This window comes from Pseudomonas sp. C8002, from assembly GCF_013385765.1.
Lineage (GTDB): Bacteria > Pseudomonadota > Gammaproteobacteria > Pseudomonadales > Pseudomonadaceae > Aquipseudomonas.
The window spans coordinates 17,303-43,058 of the sequence record NZ_JACAPJ010000029.1 but is presented as its reverse complement, the minus strand read 5'-3'; the positions used below and the strand labels follow the sequence as shown (position 1 = coordinate 43,058).

Genomic DNA, 25,756 nt, shown 5'->3' with positions numbered 1-25,756 from the left:
TGGTCTGATTGGAGCGCTTTGCAGCCTGCCGCAAAACAGGCGCCTGCTAGGCTTGGGTACTTTCGTGGTGATGAGTTTGGGTGCGACATGGAAGCAGTAAAAATGGATTTTGAGTATGCCGGTGCCGAGAGCGTCGGTAGTGCCCACGTGATCGGCCGTTCCTGGCTTGGCGGCCTCAGCATCTGTTTTGACGGAGGCTGCAGCTACCCCTCGATGATCAGCGTGCTGGAGGCTGTGTTCAGGCGCTACGGACGCCTGGTGCGTTTTGGCGAGTCGCTCTCGGCGCAGGATTGGATTGCGCGCGTGGAGGAGAGTGGTTTTCACATCTCCGAGCAGGAGCGGGTTGCGGTGTTGACGTTGATGCGGGGCGGGGGCTGAAGGAGTCAAAAACGGCAGGCAACAAAAAACCCGCACCAGGCGGGTTTTTTGTGTGTTTCAGATGACATTTGCACCACCTGAAACTAATTAGTGGTGCCCAGAGACGGAATCGAACCGCCGACACGGGGATTTTCAATCCCCTGCTCTACCGACTGAGCTATCTGGGCAACGGGGCGCATTAAACGGGTTTTTCAGGGGGTCGTCAAGCAAGTTTTCAAAAAATATTTAATTATTACCGTCGCTTACGGGCCAACCCCCAAATTTGATCAATTATTCAGCAGGTGGCACGTAGCCGTCGGCCTTGGCGTAATCCTCGCCGGAAAAGTACTTGCCCATTTCGCCCTGCAGGTATTTGCGGTCTTCGGCGTTCATCATGTTCAGGCGCTTTTCGTTGATCAACAGGGTCTGGTGCTTTTGCCAGTCAGCCCAGGCCTTGGCGGAGACGTTGTCGAAAATGTCCTGGCCCTTGGCGCCAGGGAACGGGGCGCGCTCCAGGGCGGGCAGTTCTTCGTGGTACTTGCGGCAGATGATGGTGCGGGTCATGACGGAACTCCTGCGTTCAATACTTCAGCCGCGCGCTTCAGCAGTTTTTTCACCGGGGCGGCAAGGCCCAGGCGCGGCGGGGTGGCGAGGTTATACCAGAGCCAGTCAGCCTCGGCCACGTGATGGGCAGACTCCTGGACCTGGACCAGCCAGGGTTCGATAGCCAGTTGGAAGTGGCTGAAGGTGTGGATCAGGCTCGGCAGCTCCTGGTGTTTGCCCAGCGTCAGCGAGTGCTGGTTGGCCAGGTGTTCCAGGTCGGCCAGGTCATCCAGCTCCGGCAGGCTCCACAAACCGCCCCACAGGCCTGTGGAGGGGCGACGGTAAAGCAGGATCGCGCCCTCGCCATTGGCCAGCATCGGCATCAGCGTGCGCTTCTGGGGCACGGTCTTGCGTGGCTTGGGGATCGGGTAGCGGGTTTCCAGGCCGAGCAGGTGCGCTTCGCAGCCCTTTTCCAGCGGGCACAGCAGGCAGCTAGGCTTGCTGCGGGTGCAGAGGGTGGCGCCCATGTCCATCATGGCCTGGGTGTAGGCGTTGACGCGGTCATGGGGCGTAAAGCGCTCTGCGGTGGCCCACAGCTGTTTGGCGACCTTCGGCTCGCCCGGGTAACCCTCTTGCGCGGTAAAGCGCGCCAGCACGCGTTTGACGTTGCCATCGAGGATCGGCGCTCGCAGGCCCATGCTCAGGCTGGCAATCGCACCCGCGGTGGACAGGCCAATGCCGGGCAGTTCGGTGAGTTTTTCGACGTCACGGGGAAACTCGCCGCCATATTCGGCAACGACGATCTTCGCGGTCTTTTGCAGGTTGCGCGCCCGGGTGTAGTAACCCAGCCCGGTCCACAGGTGCAGCACTTCGTCTTCCGGCGCGGCAGCCAGGGCTTCGACCGTTGGCAAGGACGCCATGAACCGGTCGAAGTAGTTCAGCACGGTGCTGACCTGGGTCTGCTGCAACATGATCTCCGAGACCCACACCCGGTAAGGCGTGATGCCCTGTTGCCAGGGCAGGTCATGGCGACCGTGGCGGTCGTACCAGTCGAGCACCGCCGTTGAAAACTGCTCGTTTCTCATCGTTTGAACAGGCCTTTAAGCGCGTCTTTCAGCTGTGGATTGACCTTGTCGAGCTTCTGTTCAAGCTTCTCGCCGAGCTTGTTGCCTGCCGCCTTGATGGCGACCTGGCTCAAGCCGTCCTTGTCCAGGCGGCAGGCCTTGGCGCCCAGTTCCAGCGGGCCACGGCAGCGCAGCGGGACTTCGATGTTCTGGAAGTTGGAGCCCACCTGGCAAGCCGGGTCCGGCACGTCGCGCTGGTCGCCTTCGACGATAATGCCGACGCGGTAGTCCATGCCCAGCACGCGCAGGTCGACGTCACCGTCGCCGTTGACGGTCAGGCCCGGGATGCGCACTTTCAGGTCGGGGTTGCTGGCCACACCATTGCGGAAGGTCAGGTTGCCCTTGAGTTCCTGGAACGGGGTGTCCTTGCCGCGCTGGTCGCCGCTGAGGGTCTTGCGGTTGAGCAGGGCGATGCCGGTGCACAGCTGTTGCTCGATGTTGGCGTTGAGCAGCACGCCGTTGTTGATCGCGAAGCTGGCGGTACCGTTGAGGCTGTCGATCAGGGCTTTCTGGCTATTGCCGCGGCCGTTGAGGTTGCTGTCGAGGGTGAGCTGGCCCTTCACCGGCGGGTTCTGCCCCTGGGCTTGCAGGATGCGTTCGACCGGTACCTGCTTGATGCGGGTTTGCAGCGCCAGCAGCGGGATGTCCTGGCGCACGTCAAGGTTGCCGTTGGCCTGGAAGGTGCCGTTGTAGAGGCCGCCGCTCAAGGTTTCGAGCTTGAGCTGGCCATCGAGGCCGGAGGCTTTCAGGGCGGCATTCTGGATCGGCAGCTTGCTCAGGGTCAGTTGGCCAAAGGACAGGTCGGCGTTTACGTCCAGGGTGCGCAGGCGGGTCAGCGGCAGCAGCTTGTCGGTACTCCAGGCGGCTTTGGTCGGGGCGTCCGGCAGCGGTGTGGTGCCACCGGCCGCCATGGCGCCGGCTTCGCTGTTCTGCACTTCAGCCTGGCGCGCGGCCGCAGCGCCCTTGGCGGCTTCGGACTTGGCCGGCAGGTAGTTGTCGGCGTTGAACGTATCGGCCTTGAGCTGCACCCGCAGGGATTGCCTGGCGAAATCATCCACGGCCACGCGACCGGTGAAGGTGCTGGCGTCGAGTTTCAGGTTGAGGTCTTCAAGCGCCAGGCTGGTCGGCGTGCCCTTGAGGCGGCTGACCAGTTCGACCTTGCTCAGGCTGCCGGCGGCCATCGGTGGCAGCGGGTTGCCGACGCTGTCGAGGAACTTGGCCAGGTCAAACTGGGCAATCGACAGGGCGCCGCTGAGCTGTGGAGTCTTGTCCAGGTCGTTGACCTTCAGCTCGCCCAGGGCGCGCAGTTGGTTCAGCGACAACTTCATGCCGGTCCATTCGGCGATATTCGCAGACTGGTCCACCAGCAATTGGCCCTGGGTCGAAAAGGTCACGGTCTTGCCTTGCAGCGGCTCGCCGGTGGCTTCACCAGTGACCTTCATGTCTTCGAACTGGTAGCGCTTGAGGGCGCGCTGAATGCGCAGGTTGCCATTGACCTCGGTCTTGACGCGCATCAGCGGCTGGTTGGTGCCGAAGAACGCGGTGAGTTTGACCGGGATGCTTGCACCTTCGTGCACGGCGCCGGCACTCAGCTGGATGCTTTCGGCGCTGAACTGCTTGCCGGTCTGCTCGTCGTTGTATTCGACGCGGGCGTTGTTGATGGTCAGGCTGTCGATGTCCAGGCGGATCGGCTGCGGCGGCTTTTCAGGCTTGGGCGGTGTGGCCGCTTCAGCCACGGCAGGCGTGGTGGCGACGGTAGCCGGGTCCGGCACATTCTTGCCGATGTCTTCCCAGTTGCCGTGGCCATGCACGTCTTTGTTCAGGCGCAGGTTCAGGCCTTCGACACGTACATCGCTCATCTGCACTTCACGGCGCAGCAGCGGCAGTACGCGCACCGACAGGCCGAGCATCTGCAGGTCGGCAAACGGTTGGCTCGGATTGGTCAGGGTCGCAACGCTGGCCTCGTGCAATTCAAGACCGAGCCAGGGGAACAGGCTCCAGCCGATGTCGCCATTGAGCGTCAGCTCGATGTGGGCCTTGTCGCGGGCAATCTGGCGAATCTCGTCTTTGTAGTCGTTGGGATCGAAGAGATGGGTCAGGGCAAAGCCTAGAGCCACAATGATCAGCAACAGCCCGAGAAGTACCAGACCCAGGATTTTGCCGAACGCTTTCATGGGCGAGTCCTTGTATGTCGATTTTAAAATTTAGCCGAAGAGTATAACGCTCGTAGCCCTATGGCTGTTTAGGGATCGTTACATGGCGTCAAACAAATCAGATAACTCCAGAAAGGTGATATCAGTTTGGTTTTTCTGTCATCCACAGATGCTAATCTGCGCATGTTCGTCTGCCGTCTGCGACTAAACGTCGCGTTTAAAAGGAGCTTTACTCAACAAAACGGCCACGCCTTGCGTGTAAGGCCGAGGGAGAGAGCGCCCGACGGACACATACTAATAACTGGGGGAAACATCAATGAGCACTAGCACTGCGGCGGGTAATACTGCTGCACAGCCTGCGTTCCTGTCCAAGGAACGCATTATCGCCAAGCCCGGGTTCAACCGTTGGCTGGTACCACCGGCCGCCCTGGCGATCCACCTGTGTATCGGCATGGCCTACGGTTTTTCGGTGTTCTGGCTGCCGTTGTCCAAGGCGCTGGGGATCACCGCACCGGTCGCTTGCGCGCCGGACATGAGCTTCATCAGCCAGGTCTTCTCGTCGCAATGCGACTGGCCCATCTCCATGCTGGGCTGGATCTACACCCTGTTCTTCATCTTCCTCGGCTGCTCTGCGGCGATCTGGGGCGGCTGGCTGGAACACGCCGGGCCACGCAAGGCTGGTGTCGTTTCGGCCTTGTGCTGGTGTGGCGGCCTGCTGATCTCCGCGCTGGGGATCTATACCCACCAGATCTGGCTGATGTGGATCGGCTCCGGGGTCATTGGTGGTATCGGCCTGGGCCTGGGCTATATCTCGCCGGTCTCGACCCTGATCAAGTGGTTCCCGGACAAGCGCGGCATGGCCACCGGCATGGCGATCATGGGCTTCGGCGGCGGCGCGATGGTGGGTGCCCCGCTGGCAGCCGCCTTGATGGGCCACTTTGCCTCGCCGACCAGCGTTGGCGTGTGGCAGAGCTTCGTGGTCATGGCCGTGATCTACTTCGTGTTCATGATCGGCGGCGCCTTGTCCTATCGCGTTCCGCCGACCGGCTGGAAGCCTGAGGGCTGGACTGCCCCGGCGAAAAAAGCCAGCAATGCGATGATCACCCACCGTCACGTGCACGTGAACGTGGCCTGGAAAACCCCGCAATTCCGCCTGGTGTGGCTGGTGCTGTGCCTGAACGTGTCTGCCGGCATCGGCATCCTCGGCATGGCTTCGCCGCTGCTGCAGGAAGTGTTCGGCGGCAAGTTGCTGGGTAACGGCCTGGCATTTGGCCAACTGGATGCCGGCCAACTGGCTTCCATCGCGGCCATCGCAGCCGGCTTTACCGGTCTGTTGAGCCTGTTCAACATCGGTGGCCGGTTCTTCTGGGCATCGTTCTCCGACTACCTTGGCCGTAAAAACACCTACTTCGTGTTCTTCGCATTGGGCTTTGCCCTGTACGCGTTGATCCCGAACCTGGGTCACCTGGGCAACGTCGCGCTGTTCGTGGCGGCGTTCTGCATCATCCTGTCGATGTACGGCGGTGGCTTTGCGACGGTGCCGGCTTACCTGGCGGACCTGTTCGGTACGCAAATGGTGGGCGCGATCCACGGTCGTCTGCTGACCGCATGGGCAGCGGCGGGCGTGTTGGGCCCGGTGCTGGTGAACTACCTGCGTGAGTATCAGTTGAGCATCGGCGTTGAACGCGCTGCCGCCTACGACATCACCTTGTACATCCTCGCCGGCCTGCTGGTGCTGGGCTTTATCTGCAACCTGCTGGTACGGCCGGTGGCAGACAAGTACTTCATGACCGACGCCGAACTGGCTGCCGAGCAGGCGCTGGGCCATGACAAGGGCGCCGATTCCAGCACCGTGCTGGAGTGGAAAGCCTCCTCCGGCAGCGTGCCATTGGCGGTTGCCGCCTGGCTGGCGGTGGGCATTCCGTTGGCGTGGGGCGTGTGGGTCACCCTGCAGAAAACTGCGGTACTGTTCCACTAACACCGCGTAACCCTTGTGGGAGCGGGCTTGTGTGGGAGCGGGCTTGCTCGCGAATGCGATGGATCAGTCAGCACATGTATTGGCTGACCCACCGCCTTCGCGAGCAAGCCCGCTCACACACAAAGCTGCTCCCACACTTGTACTGACATGTCTATCCCCGACACTCCATCAGTCTTATCCCCTCCGATGTTTCTGTTTAGCGCCCGCGCCCCTATAATGGCTGCCTTTTTCGCCCAATGATTTTGCGGAGCTGGTGATGGCCGAACGTAAGGCGTCCGTCGAGCGCGACACTCTGGAAACCCAGATCAAAGCCTCGATCAACCTGGATGGCACCGGAAAGGCCCGATTTGATATCGGTGTACCTTTTCTTGAGCACATGCTGGACCAGATCGCCCGTCACGGGCTGATCGACCTGGATATCGTCAGCAAGGGCGACCTGCATATCGACGACCACCACACGGTGGAAGACGTCGGTATCACGTTGGGCCAGGCATTTGCCAAAGCCATCGGCGACAAGAAAGGCATCCGTCGCTACGGTCACGCCTATGTCCCGCTGGATGAAGCGCTGTCGCGTGTGGTCATCGACTTCTCCGGCCGCCCGGGCCTGCAGATGCACGTGCCGTACACCCGCGCCACCGTGGGCGGCTTCGACGTCGACCTGTTCCAGGAATTCTTCCAGGGTTTCGTCAACCACGCCCTGGTCAGCCTGCACATCGACAACCTGCGTGGCACCAACACCCACCACCAGATCGAGACCGTGTTCAAGGCTTTCGGCCGTGCCCTGCGCATGGCCGTGGAGCTGGATGACCGCATGGCCGGGCAAATGCCGTCGACCAAGGGCGTCCTGTAATGCAGACGGTCGCGGTTATCGACTACGGCATGGGTAACCTGCACTCGGTGGCCAAGGCCCTCGAGCACGTAGGTGCCGGCAAGGTGCTGATCACCAGCGATGCCGACGTGATTCGCGAAGCCGACCGGGTAGTGTTCCCGGGGGTTGGCGCGATTCGCGACTGCATGGCCGAGATTCGCCGCCTGGGCTTCGACAGCCTGGTGCGTGAAGTCAGCCAGGACCGGCCGTTCCTCGGCATCTGCGTGGGCATGCAAGCCTTGCTCGACAGCAGTGAAGAGAACGACGGCGTCGACTGCATCGGTCTGTTTCCGGGCCAGGTGAAGTTTTTCGGCAAGGACCTGCACGAAGACGGCGAGCACCTGAAGGTGCCACACATGGGCTGGAACGAAGTGCGCCAGACCGTGGATCACCCGCTGTGGCACGAAGTGCCGGACCTGGCGCGTTTCTATTTCGTACACAGCTATTACATCGCCGCCGGTAACCCGCGCCAGGTGGTGGGTGGCGGGCACTATGGCGTCGACTTCGCCGCGGCCCTGGCCGACGGTTCGCGCTTTGCCGTGCAATTCCACCCGGAGAAGAGCCATACCCATGGCCTGCAATTGCTGCAGAACTTCGCCGCGTGGGACGGGCGCTGGTAATGGCCAAGAAGGTCAAGCCGCCGATCTTGAACCTCACTCCCCAGCAGGAGAGTGAGGCCACCGACAAGATCAAGCGTTTCATGGAAGACCGCTTCGAGCTCAAGCTCGGCTCGTTCGAGGTTGCAGAAATCCTCGAACTGTTCACCACTGAAATTGCTCCGCACTATTACAACAGGGCGATTTTCGATGTGCAGACGCACCTTAAAGAGAGGTTCGAAAGCATCGAAAGCGACTTGTGGGCGCTCGAGAAACCCTGATTTCCCGAGCAACGCTGAATATCGAATAAGGTTTGCCAGATGCTGATTATTCCCGCTATCGATCTCAAGGACGGCGCCTGCGTACGTCTGCGCCAGGGCCGCATGGAAGATTCCACGGTGTTCTCCGATGACCCGGTGAGCATGGCTGCCAAGTGGGTGGAAGGCGGTTGCCGTCGTCTGCATCTGGTGGACTTGAACGGTGCGTTCGAAGGCCAGCCGGTCAACGGTGAAGTCGTCACGGCGATCGCCAAGCGCTACCCGAACCTGCCGATCCAGATCGGCGGCGGTATCCGCTCCCTGGAAACCATCGAGCACTACGTGAAAGCGGGCGTGAGCTACGTGATCATCGGCACCAAGGCCGTGAAAGACCCGGCCTTCGTCGCCGAAGCCTGCCGTGCGTTCCCCGGCAAAGTGATCGTGGGCCTGGACGCCAAGGACGGTTTCGTCGCCACCGACGGCTGGGCCGAGATCAGTACCGTCCAGGTGATCGACCTCGCCAAGCAGTTTGAAGCCGACGGCGTCTCCGCCATCGTTTATACCGACATCGCCAAAGACGGCATGATGCAGGGCTGCAACGTACCGTTCACCGCTGCGCTGGCCGCCGCCACCAGGATCCCGGTGATCGCTTCCGGCGGTATCCACAACCTGGGCGACATCAAGTCGCTGCTGGACGCGAAGGCGCCGGGGATCATCGGCGCGATCACCGGCCGGGCGATCTATGAAGGCACCCTGGACGTCGCTGAAGCCCAGGCTTACTGCGACGCCTACAACGGCTGAGGACTGACCATGGCGCTGGCCAAACGCATCATCCCTTGCCTGGACGTCGACAACGGTCGCGTGGTCAAGGGCGTCAAGTTCGAGAACATCCGTGACGCCGGCGACCCGGTGGAGATCGCCCGTCGCTACGACGAACAGGGTGCCGACGAGATTACCTTTCTCGACATCACCGCCAGCGTCGATGGTCGCGACACCACGCTGCATACCGTGGAGCGCATGGCCAGCCAGGTGTTTATCCCGCTGACCGTGGGCGGTGGAGTGCGCACCGTGCAGGACATTCGCAACTTGCTGAATGCCGGCGCGGACAAGGTTTCGATCAACACCGCCGCGGTGTTCAACCCGGAATTTGTCGGCGAAGCCGCACAGCACTTCGGTTCGCAATGCATCGTGGTTGCCATCGACGCCAAGAAAGTCTCCGGCCCGGGCGAAACCCCGCGCTGGGAGATCTTCACCCACGGCGGGCGCAAGCCGACCGGGCTGGATGCCGTGCAGTGGGCGATGAAGATGGAAGCCCTGGGTGCCGGTGAAATCCTGCTGACCAGCATGGACCAGGACGGCATGAAAAACGGCTTCGACCTGGGCGTGACCCGCGCCATCAGCGACGCACTGGGCATCCCGGTGATTGCTTCCGGCGGCGTCGGCAACCTGCAGCACCTGGCCGACGGCGTGATCGAAGGCCACGCCAGCGCAGTGCTGGCGGCGAGTATTTTCCACTTTGGCGAATACACCGTGCCTGAGGCCAAGGCCTACATGGCGGCGCGCGGTATCGTCGTACGCTAAACGTCACTGGACACCATGGCAGGCTCGCGGCACTCTCTGGGCTTGCCATGGATTCCGGTAACTTTCATGTTCAAAGACCTGCTGCTCGCCCTCGCCAGTACCACCGTTCTGCTGACGGGTTCGGCTTACGCTGATGAACCGTCCGACGGCGCTTCCCTGGTGTTGCTGACGGAAAACTTCCCGCCGTACAACATGGCGAAAAACGGCAAGAACTTCGCCAAGGAAGAGAACATCGAAGGCATTGCCGTGGACATCGTCCGCGAGACGTTCCAGCGTGCCGGTATTTCCTACAACCTGACCCTGCGGTTCCCTTGGGACCGGATCTACAAACTCGCCCTGGAAAAACCCGGTTACGGCGTGTTCGTGATGGCGCGCTTGCCGGACCGTGAGGCGCTGTTCAAATGGGTCGGCCCCATCGGCCCGGACGATTGGGTGCTGCTGGCCAAGGCTGACAGCAAGATCCAGCTGAGCGACCTTGAGCAGGCGCGGCGCTACAAGATCGGCGCCTACAAGGGCGACGCCATCGCCGAGAGCCTGGAGAAGCAGGGGCTCAAGCCGGTGATCGTGTTGCGGGATCAGGACAACGCGAAAAAGCTGGTGGATGGCCAGATCGACCTGTGGGCCACCGGGGACCCGGCGGGCCGTTATCTGGCACGCCAGGTCGGGGTGACCGGGCTCAAGACTGTGTTGCGTTTCAACAGCGCGGAGCTGTACCTGGCGCTGAACAAAAACGTGCCGGATGACGTAGTGGCGAAACTCCAGGCGGCCCTCGATCAGTTACGGCAGGAGGGTGTCGTCGATGAAATCATGGGGCGTTATCTCTAGGTTGTTTTCTGTGGGCTCGGGCACCGCTGCTGGTACTTCCTCTGGCTCCTCAACAGCAGTAACCGCCGCTTCAGGTTGCAGCAGCTCGCTGAAGTAGACGTTATCTCCGCTGGCATAGGTCAGGGTTGGCCCGAGCTGGCTGCCGTCAGCCCGCAATAGCTCGTATCGGCTTTTGACCAGGTAGGCAGCGATGGATTTATTCGCCGGGATGTAAGCCATCACATCCGCCACGCCCTCCCGTTCCCAGCCTTGTGCGGTCAAGCCCGTATGCGTGAAGTCGCGATTGAGGTTGGCACTGATACTCAACGGATGCCGGGGTGCCCAGGCAGCCTTTATATCGACGCCGGTCAAGGAGCGCAGGCCCAAGGAGAAGTCACTGATCTCTCCTTTTGCGAATACCCAACTGAAGGTTTGGCTTGCTGGCGTGGTGTTTTGACCGCTGGCCACCAAGCTGTACTGGTCGATTCTTTTCAACCGATATACCGGGCACGTTTGCAGTTTTTCCAGGGGCGTCAGGGTCGGGTCGTTCACGGTAAACCAGGGCAGTTCGCACACATGAATGCCCTCTGTTACCTGCTCCGGCATCGTGCGTCCTGGTGCCATTTCGGGTGAAAGTGGCGGCAAATCTTCGGAATGAAGCGCAAGGTCCAGCCGCAGGGCGTGCACCGGGCGTTGCCTGGTTGGCTTGGCATAGCCCTCGGCGCCGGTAAAGGTGCCCGGTGCCAGGTAGGCTTGGCCAGGAGCTGCTTGCGACGGGGAGACACCCCAGGCGCTGAAGTCCCGGTGGGCGCCGCTGCCTTGGTCGCTCCAGATCAACTGGTCGACATAGGCCTGAGTCACCAGGTCTTCTCTGACACAGCGGATGGTATTGCGTGGTGGTTTGTCGTTACCGAGGCCACAGACCAGCCCCATCGCCACATAACCTTCTGGAGCGGTGGGCCGCCAGATTGAGAAATTGGCGCGTGCCCTTGGTCCCGAGTGTTCCCAGACTCTCTCGAAGTCGACGGGGGGCCGCAAGGCGGTGCCATTCTCCCGGTCAACTTCGCTGACAACCGCGACGATGTTCAGTTGATTGATGTTGTGGTAACCCGCCACCGCCACATCACCCAGCGGGACGAAGTTGCCCAGCGCGTCGGAGGATGTGCTCGGGCGCCAGAAGGTCACGGGTTTCTCGGCGCGAGTGCCTTTGTCGTTCCATACAGGAACGAACTCGGTGGTGAAGTTGATCAGCAGGTCTTTGTATTGCAGTGAGTTCATCTACAGACTCTCCAGTGGATACGAAGATCCACTATCGAAGAGTCCGCTCGGTCAGGCGCGGTAGCTATATAGCACTAGCGGTAAGTGCCGTTTTTTCCGTGGCCGGCCATGGCCTGGTTGCTGCGCAGGCTGATCATCAACTTGATGTCGATCCACTCGACGCCCTGGGCCTTGAGCTTGGGCAGCTCACGTTCGAGTACCGCCAGGGTCTGTGGATAAGGGTGGCCGATCATCACCGCCGACCCCTGTTTGTGGGCCAGCTTGATCGCGGTCTGCAGCTGGGTGGTGATGGCCGCTTCGGTGCGTTCGTCGTCGAGGAACACATCCCGCGAGACGCTGGCCAGGCCAATCTTTTGCGCCTCGGCGGCGGCGACGGTTTTAGCGCTGGTGCGGCTGTCGACGAAGAACTTGTGGCGTCGTTGCAGCTCACCCATCAACCAGGCCATGGCCTCCGGCTGGGCGGTCATGCGACTGCCCATGTGGTTGTTGATGCCGGCGGTGTAGGGCACGGCCTTGAAGGCTGCGTCCAGGCGTTTGCCGAGCTCTTCGATGGGCAGGTCGGGGTGCCAGGCGAACGGGCCGGTGGCCGGGTCCATGGGCATGTGCAGGATGACGATCTTGCCGGCCTTGTGGGCTTCGCGGGCGAATTCGGAGGCGTGGGGTGTGTCGGGCATGATCGCCGTGGTCACCGGGCCGGGCAGGGCGAGCACACGACGATCCCGGGGCAGGTTTTGCCCCAGGTCGTCGATGATCAGGGTCAGGTAGGCTTTGTGTTCAGCGGGGGCTGCACTGGCGGGGTTGCCTTGGGCGACACCCGCCAGACAGCACAGCAAAGCGATGATCAGTCCACGGCGCATATCAACGGCTGCGCGTAATGCTCAGGCCCTTGAGCAGGCTCAGCGCCTGGGCCAACTGATAATCGTCGTCCTGCGGCATCGGCTTGGCTTTCGAGCCGCTGCCGGTCGGCTGGTCGGCGCCGCCGTTGCCATTGCCCAGGTGGCCTTGCAGGTCCGCTTCCTTGTAGAACTCGCTGTCGGCTTCGTTGGTGATCTTGGCCTTGCGCACTTCGATGTCCGGCACGATGCCCTGGGCCTGGATCGAGCGACCGTTCGGCGTGTAGTACAGCGCCGTGGTGATCTTCAAGGCACGCTCGTTGTTCAGCGGCAGCACGGTTTGCACCGAGCCTTTGCCGAAGCTGGTGGTGCCCATCAGCACGCCGCGTTTCTGGTCTTGCAGGGCGCCGGCGACGATTTCCGAAGCCGAGGCGCTGCCGCCGTTGATCAGCACAACCATCGGCACGCCTTCGCTGAGGTCGTTGCCGGTGGCCGAGAAGCGCAGCTCGGAGTTGGCGATACGGCCCTTGGTGTAGACGATCAGGCCCTTGGTGATGAAGTGGTCGACCACTTCCACCGCGGCCTGCAACACGCCGCCCGGGTTGTTGCGCAGGTCGAGCACGATGCCGCTGAGTTTCTTGCCGTTGTCTTTGCGCAGCTTGGCGAGGGCCTTGGCCACTTCGTCGCCGGTCTTGACCTGGAACTGGGTGATACGGATATAGCCGTAGCCCGACTCCAGCAGCTGGCTCTTCACGCTCTTGACCGTGATGGTGGCGCGGGTCAGGGTCACGTCGAACGGCGTGCCGCCGTCGCGCACCAGGGTCAGGGTGATTTTCTGGCCGATCTTGCCGCGCATCTTGTCGACGGCTTCGGTCATGGTCTGGCCGCGGGTCGGCTGGCCGTTGATCTTGACGATAAAGTCACCGGCCTGGATGCCGGCCTTGGACGCAGGGGTGTCATCGATCGGCGAAACGACCTTGATGTTGCCGTCGTCGGCGCCGACTTCAATGCCCAGGCCACCGAATTCACCACTGGTGCTCTCCTGCAGCTCGGCGAAATCTTCCGGGCCCAGGTAGGCGGAGTGCGGGTCAAGGTTGCTGAGCATGCCCTTGATGGCATTTTCCAGCAGGGTCTTGTCGTCCACAGGTTCGACATAAGCGGCCTTGATCCGGTCCATGACCTCGGCAAAGGTGCGCAACTCGTCCAGCGGCAGCGGGGCCTTGGTGGTCGCGGCCGTGGCCGACTGGGCGGTCTGGTCGGCGAATGCCAAAGGCGCGCCGATCACCAGAGCGATCGTCAGGGCCAGCGATGTGAGGCGGGACAAATGCAGCATGTCGAACGAACTCCTAATGTAGATGCGACCCTTATCCTTGGGTACGGCACCATTGTGCCGGGTCGCTCGGGCGGCCCTGCTGACGAATAGCGAAGTACAGCGCCGGGGTGTCCTGGCCACCACTGTTACCGACAGTGGAGATGGATTCACCAGCTTTTACAACATCACCTGCCGCTTTAAGCAAAGTTTGATTGTGGCCGTAAAGGCTCAAATAGCCATTACCGTGGTCAAGAATCACCAGCAAACCTGCACCACGCAGCCAATCGGCGAATACCACGCGGCCGCCGTGGATAGCGTGGACCTGGGTGCCGGCACCGGCACTGATCATCACACCGTCCCACTTGGCGCGGGTGTCATCGCCACGGGTTTCACCAAAGCGTGCCAGTAATCGACCATCAACTGGCCATGGAAGTTTGCCCCGAGCTGAAGCAAAAGGTCCGCCGAAGGATTCGCCGGCGCTGGAAACCAGCGGGCCAGGCGCTGCACGCGCCGGTTTACGCGGGGCCGGGGCGTCGGTAGTGGCGCTGGCGACTGCCTCGGCGGCTTCACGCTCGCGCTTTTTTTCGGCTTCCTGCTGGGCAAGCAGCGCTTTTTGTCGCGCCTGCTCTGCCTCACGGGCCTGGCGCGCCAGGGTTTCCTCGATGGTTTTCAGGACTTTGCCGAGGTCGGCCTGGTCTTGCTCGCGGGCCTGGAGCTTGGCGTCACGGGCTTTCACGTCGTCATTCAGCTTGGCCAGCGCCTGCTGGCGCTCCTTGCGGACCTTGTCCAGCTCGTCGCGCTGGCTGTCGAGGGCGGTTTTCTGGTCGAGCAACTGCGACTGCTGGTTGGCGATTTCCTGCTCGACGTTGGCCAACTGGCGCAGGGTCTCGTTGAAGCTTTTCAGTTGCTCCAGGCGGGCCTTGCTCAGGTAGTCGTAATAGGTAAGGGTGCGGGCGAATTTTTCCGGGTTCTGCTGGTTGAGCAGCAGCTTGAGGTATTCCTGGCGGCCGTTCTGGTAAGCGGCGCGGGCCTGGATCGCGATCAGGCGTTGCTGTTCAACGCGGGCGCTCTGGAGTTTTTTTTTCTCAGCGTCGAGTCGCTCCAGTTCCGACTCGCTCTTCTTTAGTTCTTTTTGCAGCTCCTGGACCTGCTTCTCCAGCTTGCCCATCTCGGTTTCCGTGCCGCGCAGGTCTTTCTGCACGCCGGACTTCTCTTCCTGGAGCTTGCCGAGCAGCTTCTTCAGCTCGGTAATGTCCTGACGCGTAGCGTCCAACTGTTGTTGGGTTTGTGCGCGCTCATCGGCAAACGCCGGTTGGAGCAGGCAGACAAGAGCAAGGGTAATCAAGGCGCGAAGCATAGAGGCGGGCGACACCAGGGAAAGGGACGGCCTAGTATGCCCGCCAAGCGCTGCAAAAAAAACGCCCAATTCGGCTTGGCAGGCAAGTTAGGTGCCCAGTGGCCGCATTCTGCAAGCAATTGTGGGCAAGTCCCATAGCCCTTTGAAGGCGACGAGCGGTAGAGAGCGTCGTGTCGTGCTTCTGCAGTTGTTTTGTGTGCTTCGCGAAATGCCTTGAAATGCTCCGCCCTGACGGTGCATTTGCGCTCGGAATAGACTCTTCGGCCCTGTTAATCCGACGGTCGGCATAGTCAGTAATGCCTTGTATTCACGAGTCAAAAGGCCAGCAAACGTGGCTTGATTATGGGCTTCCCGACCTTCGTAGTCTGGATCGGGCTTTGCGAGCGCGTCCACTTGAGGAAGTGGCCGCCGGCAACGATGTCGCAGCGGCCATCGATATAGTCGCAATGCATTTTGGCATTGCCCATTCGAGCTGTTCGGAAGTGGAAGTTGACTCGCCTTTGGGGCAAATAGCGATCAGGCGCAGTTGTCTGCAGCATATTGTTGAAAAGCGGCAGGACGCCAGAGAGCGTTATGTCAGGTTCGCCTTGGACACATTGACTGGGCCTCTGGAAATATGGCGTGTTGCTTATAGCGATTGCTCCGCCCGTTTAGCATTCATTGGGGCTTATGAATCCAGGAGGCAGATGCTGGTGGTGGTCAATATTCAGGCTGGCAATGTGCTGTGGAGCTTCATGCAGACAGACGCCAAGGCCTTGAACAAGCATCGTCATGGTGAGTTGCTCTACAAGCGTTACGAGCTTTTGTGACGCCCAAAGAAAAGGGCAGCTCTTTCGAACTGCCCTAAGTAGTGCTTGCTTGATATTCATATACACACCCTCAAGCAGGGGTGTGGAGGTCTCACCCTACGCGGATATCCAGCCATCTGCGGGGTTCCTACGCCAGTTATCGCCGCTGGAGGCAACTGGTTTCGCGCTCGAGTCCATTATTGACGGGCTGCCTGTTTTGAGCAACCCCTGAACTGTGTCAGACCAGAATCGAAGTGCCAGTCATCTCTTTCGGCTTCTCCAGCCCCATCAGCATCAACATGGTCGGTGCCACGTCGGCAAGCACGCCGCCATCACGTACTTTAAAGTCACGTTTGCCGACGTAGATGAATGGCACCGGCTCGGTGGTGTGGGCGGTGTGGGCCTGTCCGGTGGATTCGTCGGACATTTGCTCGCAGTTGCCGTGGTCAGCGGTGATCAGCGCTTCGCCGCCCACCTTTTCCAGCGCGTCGACGATGCGGCCGACGCACAGGTCCAGGCATTCCACGGCTTTTACCGCCGCTTCCAGGTTGCCGCTGTGGCCCACCATGTCACCGTTGGCGTAGTTGACCACGATCACGTCGTAGCGCTGGTGTTCGATAGCGTCGACGATCTTGTCCGTGACTTCCGGGGCACTCATCTCCGGCTGCAGGTCGTAGGTGGCGACTTTCGGCGACGGAATCAGGATGCGTTCTTCACCCGGGAACGGTTCTTCACGACCGCCGGAGAAGAAGAAGGTCACGTGGGCGTATTTCTCGGTTTCGGCAATGCGCAGTTGGGTCTTGCCGTTTTTCGCCAGGTAATCCCCCAGCACGTTTTCCAGGCTGCCCGGGGCGAATGCCGACGGGGCCGGGATGTTGGCGGCGTATTGGGTCAGCATCACGAATTCGACTTTCGGCTGGCGGGCGCGCTCGAAGTCCTTGAAGCCGGCATCGACGAATACGTGGCTCAGCTCGCGGGCACGGTCGGCGCGGAAGTTCATGAACACCACGGCGTCGCCATCTTCGACCTTGACCGGTTCGCCGATGGTGGTGGCCTTGACGAACTCGTCACTCTCGCCACGGGCGTAGGCGGCCTCCAGGCCTTCCTGGGCGGTGGCGGCGTTGAATTCGGCCTGGCCGTCGACGATCAGGTTGTAGGCCTGTGCCACGCGGTCCCAGCGGTTGTCGCGGTCCATGGCGAAGTAGCGGCCAACCAGGCTGGCGATGCGGCCTTTGCCGAGGGTCTTGAAGGTTTCGTCCAGCAGTTCGATGGAGGACTGGGCACTTTTCGGCGGGGTGTCGCGGCCGTCGAGGAACGCGTGCAGGTAGATCTTCTCGGCGCCGCGCTTGAAGGCCAGTTCGGCCATGGCGATCAGGTGGTCCTGGTGGCTGTGGACGCCGCCGTCCGACAGCAGGCCCATGAAGTGCACGGCCTTGCCGGCCTTGACCGCTTTATCCACTGCCGCGCAGATGTTTGGGTTCTCGAAAAACTCACCGTCGCGGATCGCTTTGGTCACGCGGGTGAAGTCTTGATAGACCACTCGTCCGGCACCGAGATTCATATGGCCGACTTCCGAGTTGCCCATTTGGCCGTCCGGCAGGCCAACATCCATGCCCGAGCCCGAGATCAGGCCGTTCGGAACGGTAGCGCTCAGACGGTCCAGTACTGGCTTGCTGGCCGAGTACACGGCGTTGTCGTGGTGGCTTTCACTGTGTCCGAAGCCATCGAGAATTATCAGGACCAAAGGTTTAGGCGTAGTAGTCATAGATCCTCTCGCGGCGGTAATGAATGAAGGGAATAGAAAAGGGAGTGGCAGTTTAAAGCGAAGTTCCGACCACGTCACCGCTTTACGGGGGTTGGCCGACCATGACGGCTGTGTATACTTACCGCCATTTTAACGCCCTGGAACCTCCTTGATGGTTGATCACCTGATTGCATTTGCCACTACCCACTATTTGCTCGCTGGTGCGTTCGTCGTACTGCTGGCGCTGCTGATCGCTCACGAATTGAGCCGCGGTGGCCGCAGCCTCAGCACGTCCGAGCTGACCGCCCTGGTCAACAAGGATGAGGCCGTAGTGGTGGACATTCGTCCCGCCAAGGATTTCGCCGCCGGTCACATTGTCGGCGCGCTGAACATTCCCCAGGACAAACTGATTTCGCGCCTGGCCGAGCTGGAAAAGCACAAGGCCAAGACCATTATCCTGGTCGACGCCCAGGGCCAGCACTCCGGCACCCACGCCCGCGAGATGCTGAAAACCGGCTTCAACGCCGCCAAACTGTCGGGTGGTATTTCCAGCTGGCGTGGCGATAACCTGCCGCTGGTGAAGTGATATGAGCCAGGTTGTCGTTTATTCCAGCGATTATTGCCCTTATTGCATGCGGGCCAAGGCCCTGCTTGTGAAAAAGGGCGTTGTCTTCGAAGAGATCAAGGTTGATGGCAAGCCCCAGGTGCGCGCCGAGATGACCAAGAAAGCGGGACGCACGTCCGTGCCGCAGATCTGGATCGGTGACAAGCATGTCGGTGGTTGCGATGACCTGTTCGCACTCGAGCGCGCCGGTAAACTGGATGCGCTGCTTCACGTCTGACTCCTAACCCCTAAAAGACCCCAAGATCACGAAGGATCTGCGATGACTGACCAACAGAACACCGAAGCGGCAGCAGAAGAAGCTCAAGGCCCACAATTTTCCCTGCAGCGTATTTACGTGCGTGACTTGTCGTTCGAAGCGCCGAAAAGCCCGGCCATCTTCCGTCAGGAATGGACCCCGAGCGTTGCGCTGGACCTGAACACCCGTCAGAAGGCACTGGAAGGTGACTTCCACGAGGTCGTGCTGACCCTGTCGGTCACCGTCAAGAACGGCGAAGAAGTGGCCTTCATTGCTGAAGTGCAACAGGCCGGTATCTTCCTGATCCAGGGCCTGGACGAAGCGTCCATGAGTCACACCCTTGGCGCGTTCTGCCCGAACATCCTGTTCCCGTATGCCCGTGAGACCCTGGACAGTCTGGTCACCCGTGGCTCGTTCCCGGCGCTGATGCTGGCTCCAGTGAACTTCGATGCCCTGTATGCGCAAGAGCTGCAGCGCATGCAACAGGAAGGCTCGCCAACGGTTCAGTAAGCTGTTCTGAGCAACGACGCCGATCCAATGTGGGAGCGGGCTTGCTCGCGAATGCGGTACTTCAGTCGATATCTTCGTTGACTGGCACTCCGCTTTCGCGAGCAAGCCCGCTCCCACATTCGTTATGCAGTGTTACTTGAACCCCAGTTGCCGCCAACCTTCGTAAACCGCGACGGCCACGGTATTGGACAGGTTCAGGCTGCGGCAGCCTTCGCGCATCGGCAGGCGCAGGCGGTGGCCGTCTGGCAGGGCGTCCAGCACGTCTGCCGGCAAGCCCCGGCTTTCCGGGCCGAACAGGAAGGCGTCGCCTTCGGCAAAGCTGGCATCATGGAACGGCCGCGAACCCTTGGTGGTAAACGCGAACAACCGTGGGTGGTTCAGGCTTTCCAGGCAGCTGGCAAGGTCGGCGTGGCGTTGCAGGGTGGCGTACTCGTGGTAGTCCAGCCCGGCGCGGCGCAGGCGCTTGTCGTCCATGTCGAAACCCAAGGGCTCGATCAAATGCAGGTGGCAGCCACTGTTGGCGCACAGCCTGATAACGTTGCCGGTATTCGGCGGAATTTCTGGTTGAAAAAGGATGACGTGAAACATGCACGGCTCCGAAGGCAAAGATGCGCTGCATTCTACCCCTGAAGAAGACCCCAGGCCGAAGCTATTGCCACGGGTTTTAGGCTCGTTGGCGATTGTCGGCTTGATGGTAGGCCTGATGATCGGCCGGCTGACCACGCCAGACCCGGTTGAGCTGCAGCAGGTAGAGCCCGCCGCCGATGGCCTGGTGGTGTGGTTCAACAGCGAACCCAAGCTGCACGGCGAGCATATCGACGGCACCGTGGCGCTGCTGTTCGATGCGCTTGGCAAGGCCCAGGGCGGCCAATTGAAGGTCAATGACAAGGATGTGAACTGGCGCGTACGCAAGACCGATGGCGGCTTGCTGCTGAACCTGGTGGCGGCTCGGCCGTTGCGCGGGGAGTGGTCGGGAGAGAAGGCCGATGGACGCTGGCGGGTGGAGATCCATCTCCAGGAGCAATAAAAGAGGGAATCCCCGGCCTGCCTGTACCAAGGTTCCCAAAACGGGCTGGGGCTATGGGCGCGTTGCCTCATAAGCCCCGGGTGTAAAGAAGGGAGTTCCCGGCCTGCCTGTACCAGGGCTCCCAAAACGGGGTGAAGCCAAAGGCTTCGGTGTTAAAGAGGGAATCCCCGGCCTGCCTGTACCGAGGTTCCCGAAACGGGTGTGGGGCGCGACGCGATCCGCATCAAGCACCCCGGGTGTTAAAGAGGGGATTCTCGGCCTGCCTGTACCAAGGTCCCCGAAACTGGGTAGTAACAGGGTTATTGCAGGGCGCGTGCCAGAATTGCGAAGTGGCGCCAAAAAATTTCTTCAGAAAGCGCAAAGCCCCGGAATACGGGGCTTTGGCTTTTTTGGGTTTTAATATTTTCTTAACAAGGCATGGGTTTCAGGCGTTGGATAAGTGCGCGATGCCGGTTCGTGGTGCATTGAAGCGGTGCACAGTGCTGAAACCTTGTGGAGATCCAAATGTGGGAGCGGGCTTGCTCGCGAAGGCGGCGCGTCAGTCGATACGTATGTTGACTGAACCATCGCCTTCGCGAGCGAGCCCGCTCCCACACTGGATCTTCGGTGTACTTGAGGGATCAATCAGCCTTCATCGCCCTCATCATCATCCCCACCGTCAACCTTCATCCCCAGCTCCTTGATCTTGCGTGTCAGCGTATTGCGGCCCCAGCCCAGCAGCACGGCGGCGTCGCGACGACGTCCAGCAGTATGCTTGAGGGCGGTTTCGATCATGATCCGCTCGAAAGCCGGCACAGCGCTGTCCAGCAGGTTCGACTGGCCACGTGCCAGGGCCTGGTCGGCCCATTGGCGCAGCGCCTGCTCCCAGTTGGTCACCGGTGCCGAATCCTGCGGCAGGCTCAGCAGCTCAGGCGGCAGGTCGCTGATATGCACTTCGCGCCCCGAAGCCATCACCGTGATCCAGCGGCAGGTGTTCTCCAGCTGACGCACGTTGCCCGGCCATGGCAGGTTCTTCAGGTATTCCTCGGTCTCGCTTTTCAGCAGCTTCGGCTCGACGGCCAGCTCCTGGGCGGCGCGGCTGAGGAAGTGACGGGCCAGGGTCGGGATGTCCTCGCGACGGTCCGACATCCGTGGGATGTGGATGCGGATCACGTTCAGGCGGTGGAACAAGTCTTCACGGAATTTCCCGGCGTGCACCAGGGTTTCCAGGTTCTGGTGCGTCGCCGCGATGATACGTACGTCGACCTTGACCGGCGTGTGCCCGCCTACCCGATAAAACTCGCCGTCGGCCAGGACCCGCAGCAAGCGCGTCTGGGTGTCGGCCGGCATGTCGCCGATTTCATCGAGGAACAGCGTGCCGCCGTCGGCCTGTTCAAAACGGCCACGGCGCAGGTTGGCCGCACCGGTGAACGCGCCTTTTTCATGGCCGAACAGTTCCGATTCCATCAAGTCCTTCGGAATCGCCGCCATGTTCAGCGCAATGAACGGCGACGCCGCCCGTGGGCTGTGACGGTGCAGGGCGTGGGCCACCAGCTCTTTACCGGTACCCGACTCGCCATTGATCAGCACGGTGATGTTGGAGTGGCTCAAGCGCCCGATGGCGCGAAACACTTCCTGCATCGCCGGCGCTTCGCCGATGATTTCCGGGGTACGGGTCAGGGCCGGCGGGGCTTCCTGGTTCTGCTGTTCCTGGGCGTGCTGGTTGGCGCGTTTTACCAGCGCCACCGCTTCGTCCACGTCGAACGGTTTTGGCAGGTATTCAAAGGCGCCGCCCTGATAGGACGCGACAGCGCTGTCCAGGTCCGAGTGCGCGGTCATGATGATCACCGGCAGGCGAGGGTGCTGCTCGCGAATCCGCGCCAGCAAGTCCAGGCCGCTGGCGCCGGGCATGCGGATGTCGGAGATGATCACGTCGGGCTGCTGGCGAGCCAGGCGGCTCATCACCCCGTCGGCGCTGTCGAAGCTCTGGGTGGTCATGCCTTCCTGTTGCAAGGCTTTCTCCAGGACCCAGCGGATAGAACGGTCGTCATCGACGATCCAGACAGTTTCACTACGGCTCATGTCGATGGGGCTCCTTGTTCCAGTGGCAGAAAGATCGAGAAGGTGGTGTGACCGGGATGGCTCTCACATTCGATCAAACCCTGGTGCTGGCTGATGATGTTCTGGGTAATGGCCAGGCCGAGCCCGGTACCGTCCGGGCGGCCGCTGACCATTGGGAAAAAGATGGTTTCCTGCAGTTCTGCAGGGATGCCGGGGCCGTTGTCGATGATCTCGACCTTGGTCACCAGGCGATGGCGCACGTGGCCAATGGTGAACTGGCGCAGGGCACGGGTGCGCAGGCTGATGCGCCCCAGGCGCAGCTCGTTCTGGCTGCTGATGGCCTGCATGGCGTTGCGCACGATATTGAGCACCGCCTGGATCATCTGCTCGCGGTCGATCAATACGTCGGGAATGCTCGGGTCGTAGTCGCGCACCAAGGTGATGCAGCCCTGGCTTTCGGCCTCCACCAACTGGCAAACCCGCTCCAGCACTTCGTGCACGTTGGTCATTGCCAGAGACGGCAGCTTGTTGGAGCCGAGCATGCGGTCTACCAGGTTACGCAGGCGGTCGGCTTCCTCGATGATGACGTTGGTGTAGTCCTTGAGGTTTTCGTCCGGCAGCTCGCGGGCCAGCAGCTGTGCGGCACCGCGAATCCCGCCCAGGGGGTTCTTGATCTCATGGGCCAAGCCGCGCACCAGCATCTTGCTGGTTTCCTGCTTGGACAGCTGCGCCTCTTCCTTGGTGATGCGCAGCAGGCGATCCCGGGGATGCACCTCCAGCAGCAACAAGGTGGCGCCGTGGCTGAGGATCGGTGTAACCGCGTAGTCGACGGTGAGGGTCTGGCCGGTGAGGGCGGTGAGCATCGCTTCGCGCTTGGTGAACGGGTGCGCCTGCTCCACGGCCTGGCGCAACGAGCTCAAGGCCTCGGCCGACTCAGTAAACAGCTCACTGATGAATTGCCCATGGCTGCGCTGCCCGCTGATGGCCAGCAGCATCTCCGCCGCCGGGTTCATGTACTCAAGGCGCAGTTCGTCATTGAGCAGAATGGTCGCGGTGGTCAGGTTGTCGAGTAACAGGCGGTGCAGTGCGTCGCTGATGGTCATTAGGACCTCTTTTGGAGCAAGGCGCGGGCTTGAGGCACACGCTGATACAAGGAAAATGCAAAAACCAAACCAAAGCTCCGAAAAGAAGCGTTAAAGCCCTGAAATGGGGGCTTAAGGCGCGAAACTGTGGCGTTCTGCCAGCTTGGACGGGAAGTTTCGAACCAAAATGGGTTGCGTAAGTGGGAAGGGTGCAGCGTATCGCACCAATATAGTGCGGTTTTGAAAAGTCTGTTCAGGAAGCTGGTGGCAGCGACTGATTGGCTGAATGGGTCGGATCTAAATTGTGGGAGCGGGCTTGCTCGCGAAGGCGGCGTGTCAGTCATGCATATATCAACTGACACACCGCCATCGCGAGCAAGCCCGCTCCCACATTTTGATGGGGTTCGCAATTTTAGATTTTATAGATACACAGCTCGGCAGTGGCGCGGATCATTGCCAGCTGCTGCAGCGAGTCTTTGGCAGGTGCGTGATTGGCCTGGGCCAGCCATTGCGGGCATTGCGGGTTGGTGCGCTCCGGGGTGAAGTCCGCCAGCTGTTGCAGCAGGCGTTTTTGCAGCAGGTCCAGTTTAGGGCGGATCTGGCCGACCAGATCCGGGCGTGGGTCATTCGGCGCCTTGCCTTGCAGCTGCCAGTCGGAAAGGTGGGCGTACTGCACCAGTTTGTTCGCCTCGATCTGGGCCGAGAAAAACTGCTCGGCCTGTGCCGGTGCCAGTTTGTAGCTCGGCGCCTGGGCGACGACGCTGGCGATCACGTCCTGCTCCCGTGGGCGGTCTTCGACGGGCTTGTGGCTGTCCCATTTGCTCAGGGCCACCTGGTCGGCAATCGCCAGGCGTTCGGCAATGCTGTCGAGCAGCGGGGCGAGAGTGGGTGGTGCTGCGAATACATTGGCGCTGATGGCCAGCAAGATGAACCCAGTTTTGAGTTTCAAGGCAGATCCCTCTTCTGTAGGAGCGAGCTTGCTCGCGAAGGTCGTTAACGATAACGCGTAAGTATTGAAGAAATGCGGTGCCTTTGAATTTTTCGCGGGAAAGCCCGCTCCCACAGGGTTTTGCGGGCAAAAAAAAGACCTCCCGAAGGAGGCCTTTTTCATCACGCCACGTTAAGCAGCGCTACCGGATCAGCAGCTGTAGTACAGCTCGTATTCCAGTGGGTGTACGAAGGTGCGGACCTTGATTTCTTCTTCGCTTTTCAGGGCGATGTAGGCATCGATAAAGTCGTCGCTGAACACGCCGCCTTTGGTCAGGAACGCACGGCCCTTGTCCAGCTCTTCCAGGGCTTCTTTCAGGCTGCCGCACACTTGTGGGATCTCTTTGGCCTCTTCAGGCGGCAGGTCGTACAAGTTTTTGTCGGCGGCGTCGCCTGGGTGGATCTTGTTCTGGATACCGTCCAGGCCGGCCATGACCAGGGCAGCGAAGGCCAGGTACGGGTTGGCTGCCGGATCCGGGAAGCGGGCTTCGATACGGCGAGCGCGAGGGCTGGACACGTAAGGAATACGGATCGAAGCAGAACGGTTGCGAGCCGAGTAGGCGAGCATTACCGGAGCTTCGAAACCTGGAACCAGACGCTTGTAGGAGTTGGTCGATGGGTTGGTGAAGCCGTTCAGGGCCTTACCGTGCTTGATGATACCGCCGATGAAGTACAGGGCAGTGTCGGACAGGCCGGCATAACCTTCGCCAGCGAAGGTGTTCTTGCCTTCTTTGGCGATGGACAGGTGAACGTGCATACCCGAACCGTTATCGCCGTACAGAGGCTTAGGCATGAAGGTAGCGGTACGGCCGTAGGCATCAGCCACGTTGTGTACGCAGTACTTCAGGGTCTGAACTTCGTCAGCCTTGGCAACCAGGGTGTTGAACTTCACGCCGATTTCGTTCTGGCCGGCAGTCGCCACTTCGTGGTGGTGAACTTCGATGACCAGGCCCATCTCTTCCATGGCGTTGCACATGGAGGTACGGATTTCGTGGTCGTGGTCGAACGGAGGAACCGGGAAGTAGCCGCCTTTGATACCTGGACGGTGGCCTTTGTTGCCGCCTTCCACGTCCTGGTCGGACATCCACGAACCTTGTTCGGAGAAGATCTTGAACATGGAGCCAGAGATGTCGGACTTGAACTTGACCGAATCAAAGATGAAGAATTCTGGTTCCGGGCCTACGAATACGGTGTCGCCGATACCGGTCGACTTCAGGTATTCCTCGGCACGCTTGGCGATCGCACGTGGGTCACGGTCGTAGCCCTGCATGGTCGAAGGCTCGATCACGTCGCAGACGATGATCAAGGTTGGGTCTTCGGTGAACGGGTCGAGTACGGCAGTGCTGTCGTCCGGCATCAGGATCATGTCGGACGCTTCGATGCCTTTCCAGCCGGCAATGGAGGAACCGTCGAACATTTTGCCTTCTTCGAAGAAGGCGTCATCCAGCGCGTCGCGAGCCGGCATGGTCACGTGGTGCTGAGTGCCTTTGGTGTCCGTGAAGCGCAGATCAATCCATTTGACGTCATGATCTTTGATGAGTTGAACCGACTTCGACATAGTGTCCTCCGGGTGGCTTCGGGCTGGGGTAGTGGAGTAGCCCTTAGAATGTGGGTGATGCCGGCGCGAATACTCGACCAAGGCAACCTGCCTCACAAGAGAGCAAATTGCATGCCAGT

Annotated in this window: 26 protein-coding genes and 1 tRNA gene; 13 read left to right on the top strand and 14 right to left on the bottom strand. The window is 60.8% G+C overall.

Annotated elements, in window-relative coordinates; all coding sequences use genetic code 11:
• The first annotated feature begins 102 nt into the window (after nt 1-102).
• The gene (locus tag HX814_RS26120; protein WP_008435692.1) at nt 103-378 is read left to right on the top strand and encodes a hypothetical protein; all 276 of its coding nucleotides are present in this window, start codon (nt 103-105) and stop codon (nt 376-378) included.
• 91 nt (nt 379-469) lie between these two features.
• Here the strand turns inward: HX814_RS26120 and HX814_RS26115 are convergent.
• The 4 genes from HX814_RS26115 to HX814_RS26100 form a co-directional block, all read right to left on the bottom strand.
• Nucleotides 470-545, bottom strand: a tRNA-Phe gene (locus HX814_RS26115).
• A gap of 103 nt (nt 546-648) precedes the next feature.
• Nucleotides 649-921 (bottom strand): oxidative damage protection protein, encoded by a 273-nt coding sequence (locus tag HX814_RS26110; protein ID WP_177009273.1) that lies wholly within the window; start codon nt 919-921, stop codon nt 649-651.
• The gene (gene mutY, locus HX814_RS26105) at nt 918-1,985 is read right to left on the bottom strand and encodes an A/G-specific adenine glycosylase (RefSeq protein WP_177009272.1); all 1,068 of its coding nucleotides are present in this window, start codon (nt 1,983-1,985) and stop codon (nt 918-920) included. Before mutY ends, HX814_RS26110 begins: the two co-directional genes overlap by 4 nt.
• Complete coding sequence (locus HX814_RS26100; RefSeq protein WP_177009271.1) at nt 1,982-4,198, bottom strand: AsmA family protein; 2,217 nt, start codon at nt 4,196-4,198, stop codon at nt 1,982-1,984. The genes mutY and HX814_RS26100 overlap by 4 nt, the downstream gene beginning before the upstream one ends.
• Before the next feature lie 295 nt (nt 4,199-4,493).
• On the opposite strand from HX814_RS26100, the gene HX814_RS26095 reads away from it, so the two are divergent.
• The 7 genes from HX814_RS26095 (at nt 4,494) to HX814_RS26065 (ending at nt 10,282) form a co-directional block, all read left to right on the top strand.
• The gene (locus HX814_RS26095; RefSeq protein WP_003218039.1) at nt 4,494-6,155 is read left to right on the top strand and encodes an OFA family MFS transporter; all 1,662 of its coding nucleotides are present in this window, start codon (nt 4,494-4,496) and stop codon (nt 6,153-6,155) included.
• 256 nt (nt 6,156-6,411) lie between these two features.
• A complete protein-coding gene (hisB, locus tag HX814_RS26090) occupies nt 6,412-7,005 on the top strand; it encodes an imidazoleglycerol-phosphate dehydratase HisB (protein ID WP_003218037.1) in 594 nt (197 codons plus the stop codon).
• Complete coding sequence (hisH, locus tag HX814_RS26085) at nt 7,005-7,643, top strand: imidazole glycerol phosphate synthase subunit HisH (protein WP_003218034.1); 639 nt, start codon at nt 7,005-7,007, stop codon at nt 7,641-7,643. The genes hisB and hisH overlap by 1 nt, the downstream gene beginning before the upstream one ends.
• Nucleotides 7,643-7,900 (top strand): DUF2164 domain-containing protein, encoded by a 258-nt coding sequence (locus tag HX814_RS26080; RefSeq protein WP_003218033.1) that lies wholly within the window; start codon nt 7,643-7,645, stop codon nt 7,898-7,900. The genes hisH and HX814_RS26080 overlap by 1 nt, the downstream gene beginning before the upstream one ends.
• A gap of 39 nt (nt 7,901-7,939) precedes the next feature.
• On the top strand, nt 7,940-8,677 hold the full coding sequence (hisA, locus tag HX814_RS26075) for a 1-(5-phosphoribosyl)-5-[(5-phosphoribosylamino)methylideneamino]imidazole-4-carboxamide isomerase (protein WP_008435688.1): 738 nt from the start codon (nt 7,940-7,942) through the stop codon (nt 8,675-8,677).
• 9 nt (nt 8,678-8,686) lie between these two features.
• Nucleotides 8,687-9,457, top strand: a complete 771-nt coding sequence (hisF, locus tag HX814_RS26070) for an imidazole glycerol phosphate synthase subunit HisF (RefSeq protein ID WP_003218030.1) — start codon at nt 8,687-8,689, stop codon at nt 9,455-9,457.
• Between the two features lie 66 nt (nt 9,458-9,523).
• Complete coding sequence (locus HX814_RS26065; protein ID WP_003218028.1) at nt 9,524-10,282, top strand: ABC transporter substrate-binding protein; 759 nt, start codon at nt 9,524-9,526, stop codon at nt 10,280-10,282.
• Here the strand turns inward: HX814_RS26065 and HX814_RS26060 are convergent.
• The 4 genes from HX814_RS26060 to HX814_RS26045 all read right to left on the bottom strand — a co-directional run bounded on the left by HX814_RS26060 (nt 10,235) and on the right by HX814_RS26045 (nt 15,041).
• Nucleotides 10,235-11,539, bottom strand: coding sequence for a Vps62-related protein (locus tag HX814_RS26060; RefSeq protein ID WP_177009270.1), 1,305 nt, complete (start codon nt 11,537-11,539; stop codon nt 10,235-10,237). The genes HX814_RS26065 and HX814_RS26060 overlap by 48 nt on opposite strands.
• 74 nt (nt 11,540-11,613) lie before the next feature.
• A complete protein-coding gene (locus HX814_RS26055) occupies nt 11,614-12,396 on the bottom strand; it encodes a divergent polysaccharide deacetylase family protein (protein WP_177009269.1) in 783 nt (260 codons plus the stop codon).
• 1 nt (nt 12,397) lies between these two features.
• Nucleotides 12,398-13,705 carry a S41 family peptidase gene (locus HX814_RS26050; protein WP_003218023.1) on the bottom strand — a complete coding sequence of 436 codons (1,308 nt, stop codon included), beginning with the start codon at nt 13,703-13,705 and terminating at the stop codon, nt 12,398-12,400.
• A 31-nt stretch (nt 13,706-13,736) separates the two neighbouring features.
• Nucleotides 13,737-15,041, bottom strand: a complete 1,305-nt coding sequence (locus HX814_RS26045; protein WP_003218021.1) for a murein hydrolase activator EnvC — start codon at nt 15,039-15,041, stop codon at nt 13,737-13,739.
• Nucleotides 15,042-15,337: 296 nt separating this feature from the next.
• Between HX814_RS26045 and HX814_RS26040 the strand changes: the two genes are divergently transcribed.
• Nucleotides 15,338-15,850: a PBECR2 nuclease fold domain-containing protein gene (locus HX814_RS26040; protein WP_177009268.1), complete on the top strand. Its 513-nt coding sequence runs from the start codon at nt 15,338-15,340 to the stop codon at nt 15,848-15,850.
• Between the two features lie 217 nt (nt 15,851-16,067).
• On the opposite strand, the gene gpmI is transcribed toward HX814_RS26040, so the two are convergent.
• Nucleotides 16,068-17,594: a 2,3-bisphosphoglycerate-independent phosphoglycerate mutase gene (gene gpmI / locus HX814_RS26035; protein ID WP_003218015.1), complete on the bottom strand. Its 1,527-nt coding sequence runs from the start codon at nt 17,592-17,594 to the stop codon at nt 16,068-16,070.
• 151 nt (nt 17,595-17,745) lie between these two features.
• On the opposite strand from gpmI, the gene HX814_RS26030 reads away from it, so the two are divergent.
• Genes HX814_RS26030 through secB form a run of 3 tightly spaced genes read left to right on the top strand, consistent with a single transcriptional unit; the run spans nt 17,746 to nt 18,943 of the window.
• Complete coding sequence (locus HX814_RS26030) at nt 17,746-18,159, top strand: rhodanese-like domain-containing protein (RefSeq protein ID WP_003218014.1); 414 nt, start codon at nt 17,746-17,748, stop codon at nt 18,157-18,159.
• 1 nt (nt 18,160) lies between these two features.
• Nucleotides 18,161-18,415 (top strand): glutaredoxin 3, encoded by a 255-nt coding sequence (gene grxC, locus HX814_RS26025; RefSeq protein ID WP_003218011.1) that lies wholly within the window; start codon nt 18,161-18,163, stop codon nt 18,413-18,415.
• A 42-nt stretch (nt 18,416-18,457) separates the two neighbouring features.
• A complete protein-coding gene (gene secB / locus HX814_RS26020; protein ID WP_003218009.1) occupies nt 18,458-18,943 on the top strand; it encodes a protein-export chaperone SecB in 486 nt (161 codons plus the stop codon).
• A gap of 132 nt (nt 18,944-19,075) precedes the next feature.
• Here the strand turns inward: secB and HX814_RS26015 are convergent, their stop codons facing one another.
• A complete protein-coding gene (locus HX814_RS26015) occupies nt 19,076-19,531 on the bottom strand; it encodes a tRNA (cytidine(34)-2'-O)-methyltransferase (protein ID WP_003218007.1) in 456 nt (151 codons plus the stop codon).
• Between HX814_RS26015 and HX814_RS26010 the strand changes: the two genes are divergently transcribed.
• Complete coding sequence (locus tag HX814_RS26010) at nt 19,530-19,970, top strand: hypothetical protein (protein WP_003218005.1); 441 nt, start codon at nt 19,530-19,532, stop codon at nt 19,968-19,970. The two genes, HX814_RS26015 and HX814_RS26010, sit on opposite strands and share 2 nt — an antisense overlap.
• 624 nt (nt 19,971-20,594) lie before the next feature.
• Here HX814_RS26010 and ntrC read toward each other — a convergent pair.
• The 4 genes from ntrC to glnA form a co-directional block, all read right to left on the bottom strand.
• Nucleotides 20,595-22,031 (bottom strand): nitrogen regulation protein NR(I), encoded by a 1,437-nt coding sequence (gene ntrC, locus HX814_RS26005; RefSeq protein ID WP_003218003.1) that lies wholly within the window; start codon nt 22,029-22,031, stop codon nt 20,595-20,597.
• Entirely contained in the window at nt 22,028-23,113 is a 1,086-nt protein-coding gene (glnL, locus tag HX814_RS26000) for a nitrogen regulation protein NR(II) (RefSeq protein ID WP_003218001.1), read from the bottom strand. Before glnL ends, ntrC begins: the two co-directional genes overlap by 4 nt.
• Nucleotides 23,114-23,504: 391 nt before the next feature.
• Nucleotides 23,505-24,041, bottom strand: coding sequence for a chorismate mutase (locus HX814_RS25995; protein ID WP_177009267.1), 537 nt, complete (start codon nt 24,039-24,041; stop codon nt 23,505-23,507).
• A 189-nt stretch (nt 24,042-24,230) separates the two neighbouring features.
• Nucleotides 24,231-25,637, bottom strand: coding sequence for a glutamate--ammonia ligase (gene glnA / locus HX814_RS25990; RefSeq protein WP_003217999.1), 1,407 nt, complete (start codon nt 25,635-25,637; stop codon nt 24,231-24,233).
• Nucleotides 25,638-25,756 lie beyond the last annotated feature (119 nt).

Excerpts from the sequence above, each read along its gene's own strand:
- HX814_RS26120 (WP_008435692.1), top strand. The coding sequence starts at position 103 with ATGGATTTTGAGTATGCCGGTGCCGAGAGCGTCGGTAGTGCCCACGTG.
- HX814_RS26110 (WP_177009273.1), bottom strand. The coding sequence starts at position 921 with ATGACCCGCACCATCATCTGCCGCAAGTACCACGAAGAACTGCCCGCC.
- mutY (WP_177009272.1), bottom strand. The coding sequence starts at position 1,985 with ATGAGAAACGAGCAGTTTTCAACGGCGGTGCTCGACTGGTACGACCGC.
- HX814_RS26100 (WP_177009271.1), bottom strand. The coding sequence starts at position 4,198 with ATGAAAGCGTTCGGCAAAATCCTGGGTCTGGTACTTCTCGGGCTGTTG.
- HX814_RS26095 (WP_003218039.1), top strand. The coding sequence starts at position 4,494 with ATGAGCACTAGCACTGCGGCGGGTAATACTGCTGCACAGCCTGCGTTC.
- hisB (WP_003218037.1), top strand. The coding sequence starts at position 6,412 with ATGGCCGAACGTAAGGCGTCCGTCGAGCGCGACACTCTGGAAACCCAG.
- hisH (WP_003218034.1), top strand. The coding sequence starts at position 7,005 with ATGCAGACGGTCGCGGTTATCGACTACGGCATGGGTAACCTGCACTCG.
- HX814_RS26080 (WP_003218033.1), top strand. The coding sequence starts at position 7,643 with ATGGCCAAGAAGGTCAAGCCGCCGATCTTGAACCTCACTCCCCAGCAG.
- hisA (WP_008435688.1), top strand. The coding sequence starts at position 7,940 with ATGCTGATTATTCCCGCTATCGATCTCAAGGACGGCGCCTGCGTACGT.
- hisF (WP_003218030.1), top strand. The coding sequence starts at position 8,687 with ATGGCGCTGGCCAAACGCATCATCCCTTGCCTGGACGTCGACAACGGT.
- HX814_RS26065 (WP_003218028.1), top strand. The coding sequence starts at position 9,524 with ATGTTCAAAGACCTGCTGCTCGCCCTCGCCAGTACCACCGTTCTGCTG.
- HX814_RS26060 (WP_177009270.1), bottom strand. The coding sequence starts at position 11,539 with ATGAACTCACTGCAATACAAAGACCTGCTGATCAACTTCACCACCGAG.
- HX814_RS26055 (WP_177009269.1), bottom strand. The coding sequence starts at position 12,396 with ATGCGCCGTGGACTGATCATCGCTTTGCTGTGCTGTCTGGCGGGTGTC.
- HX814_RS26050 (WP_003218023.1), bottom strand. The coding sequence starts at position 13,705 with ATGCTGCATTTGTCCCGCCTCACATCGCTGGCCCTGACGATCGCTCTG.
- HX814_RS26045 (WP_003218021.1), bottom strand. The coding sequence starts at position 15,041 with ATGCTTCGCGCCTTGATTACCCTTGCTCTTGTCTGCCTGCTCCAACCG.
- HX814_RS26040 (WP_177009268.1), top strand. The coding sequence starts at position 15,338 with ATGCCTTGTATTCACGAGTCAAAAGGCCAGCAAACGTGGCTTGATTAT.
- gpmI (WP_003218015.1), bottom strand. The coding sequence starts at position 17,594 with ATGACTACTACGCCTAAACCTTTGGTCCTGATAATTCTCGATGGCTTC.
- HX814_RS26030 (WP_003218014.1), top strand. The coding sequence starts at position 17,746 with ATGGTTGATCACCTGATTGCATTTGCCACTACCCACTATTTGCTCGCT.
- grxC (WP_003218011.1), top strand. The coding sequence starts at position 18,161 with ATGAGCCAGGTTGTCGTTTATTCCAGCGATTATTGCCCTTATTGCATG.
- secB (WP_003218009.1), top strand. The coding sequence starts at position 18,458 with ATGACTGACCAACAGAACACCGAAGCGGCAGCAGAAGAAGCTCAAGGC.
- HX814_RS26010 (WP_003218005.1), top strand. The coding sequence starts at position 19,530 with ATGCACGGCTCCGAAGGCAAAGATGCGCTGCATTCTACCCCTGAAGAA.
- HX814_RS26015 (WP_003218007.1), bottom strand. The coding sequence starts at position 19,531 with ATGTTTCACGTCATCCTTTTTCAACCAGAAATTCCGCCGAATACCGGC.
- ntrC (WP_003218003.1), bottom strand. The coding sequence starts at position 22,031 with ATGAGCCGTAGTGAAACTGTCTGGATCGTCGATGACGACCGTTCTATC.
- glnL (WP_003218001.1), bottom strand. The coding sequence starts at position 23,113 with ATGACCATCAGCGACGCACTGCACCGCCTGTTACTCGACAACCTGACC.
- glnA (WP_003217999.1), bottom strand. The coding sequence starts at position 25,637 with ATGTCGAAGTCGGTTCAACTCATCAAAGATCATGACGTCAAATGGATT.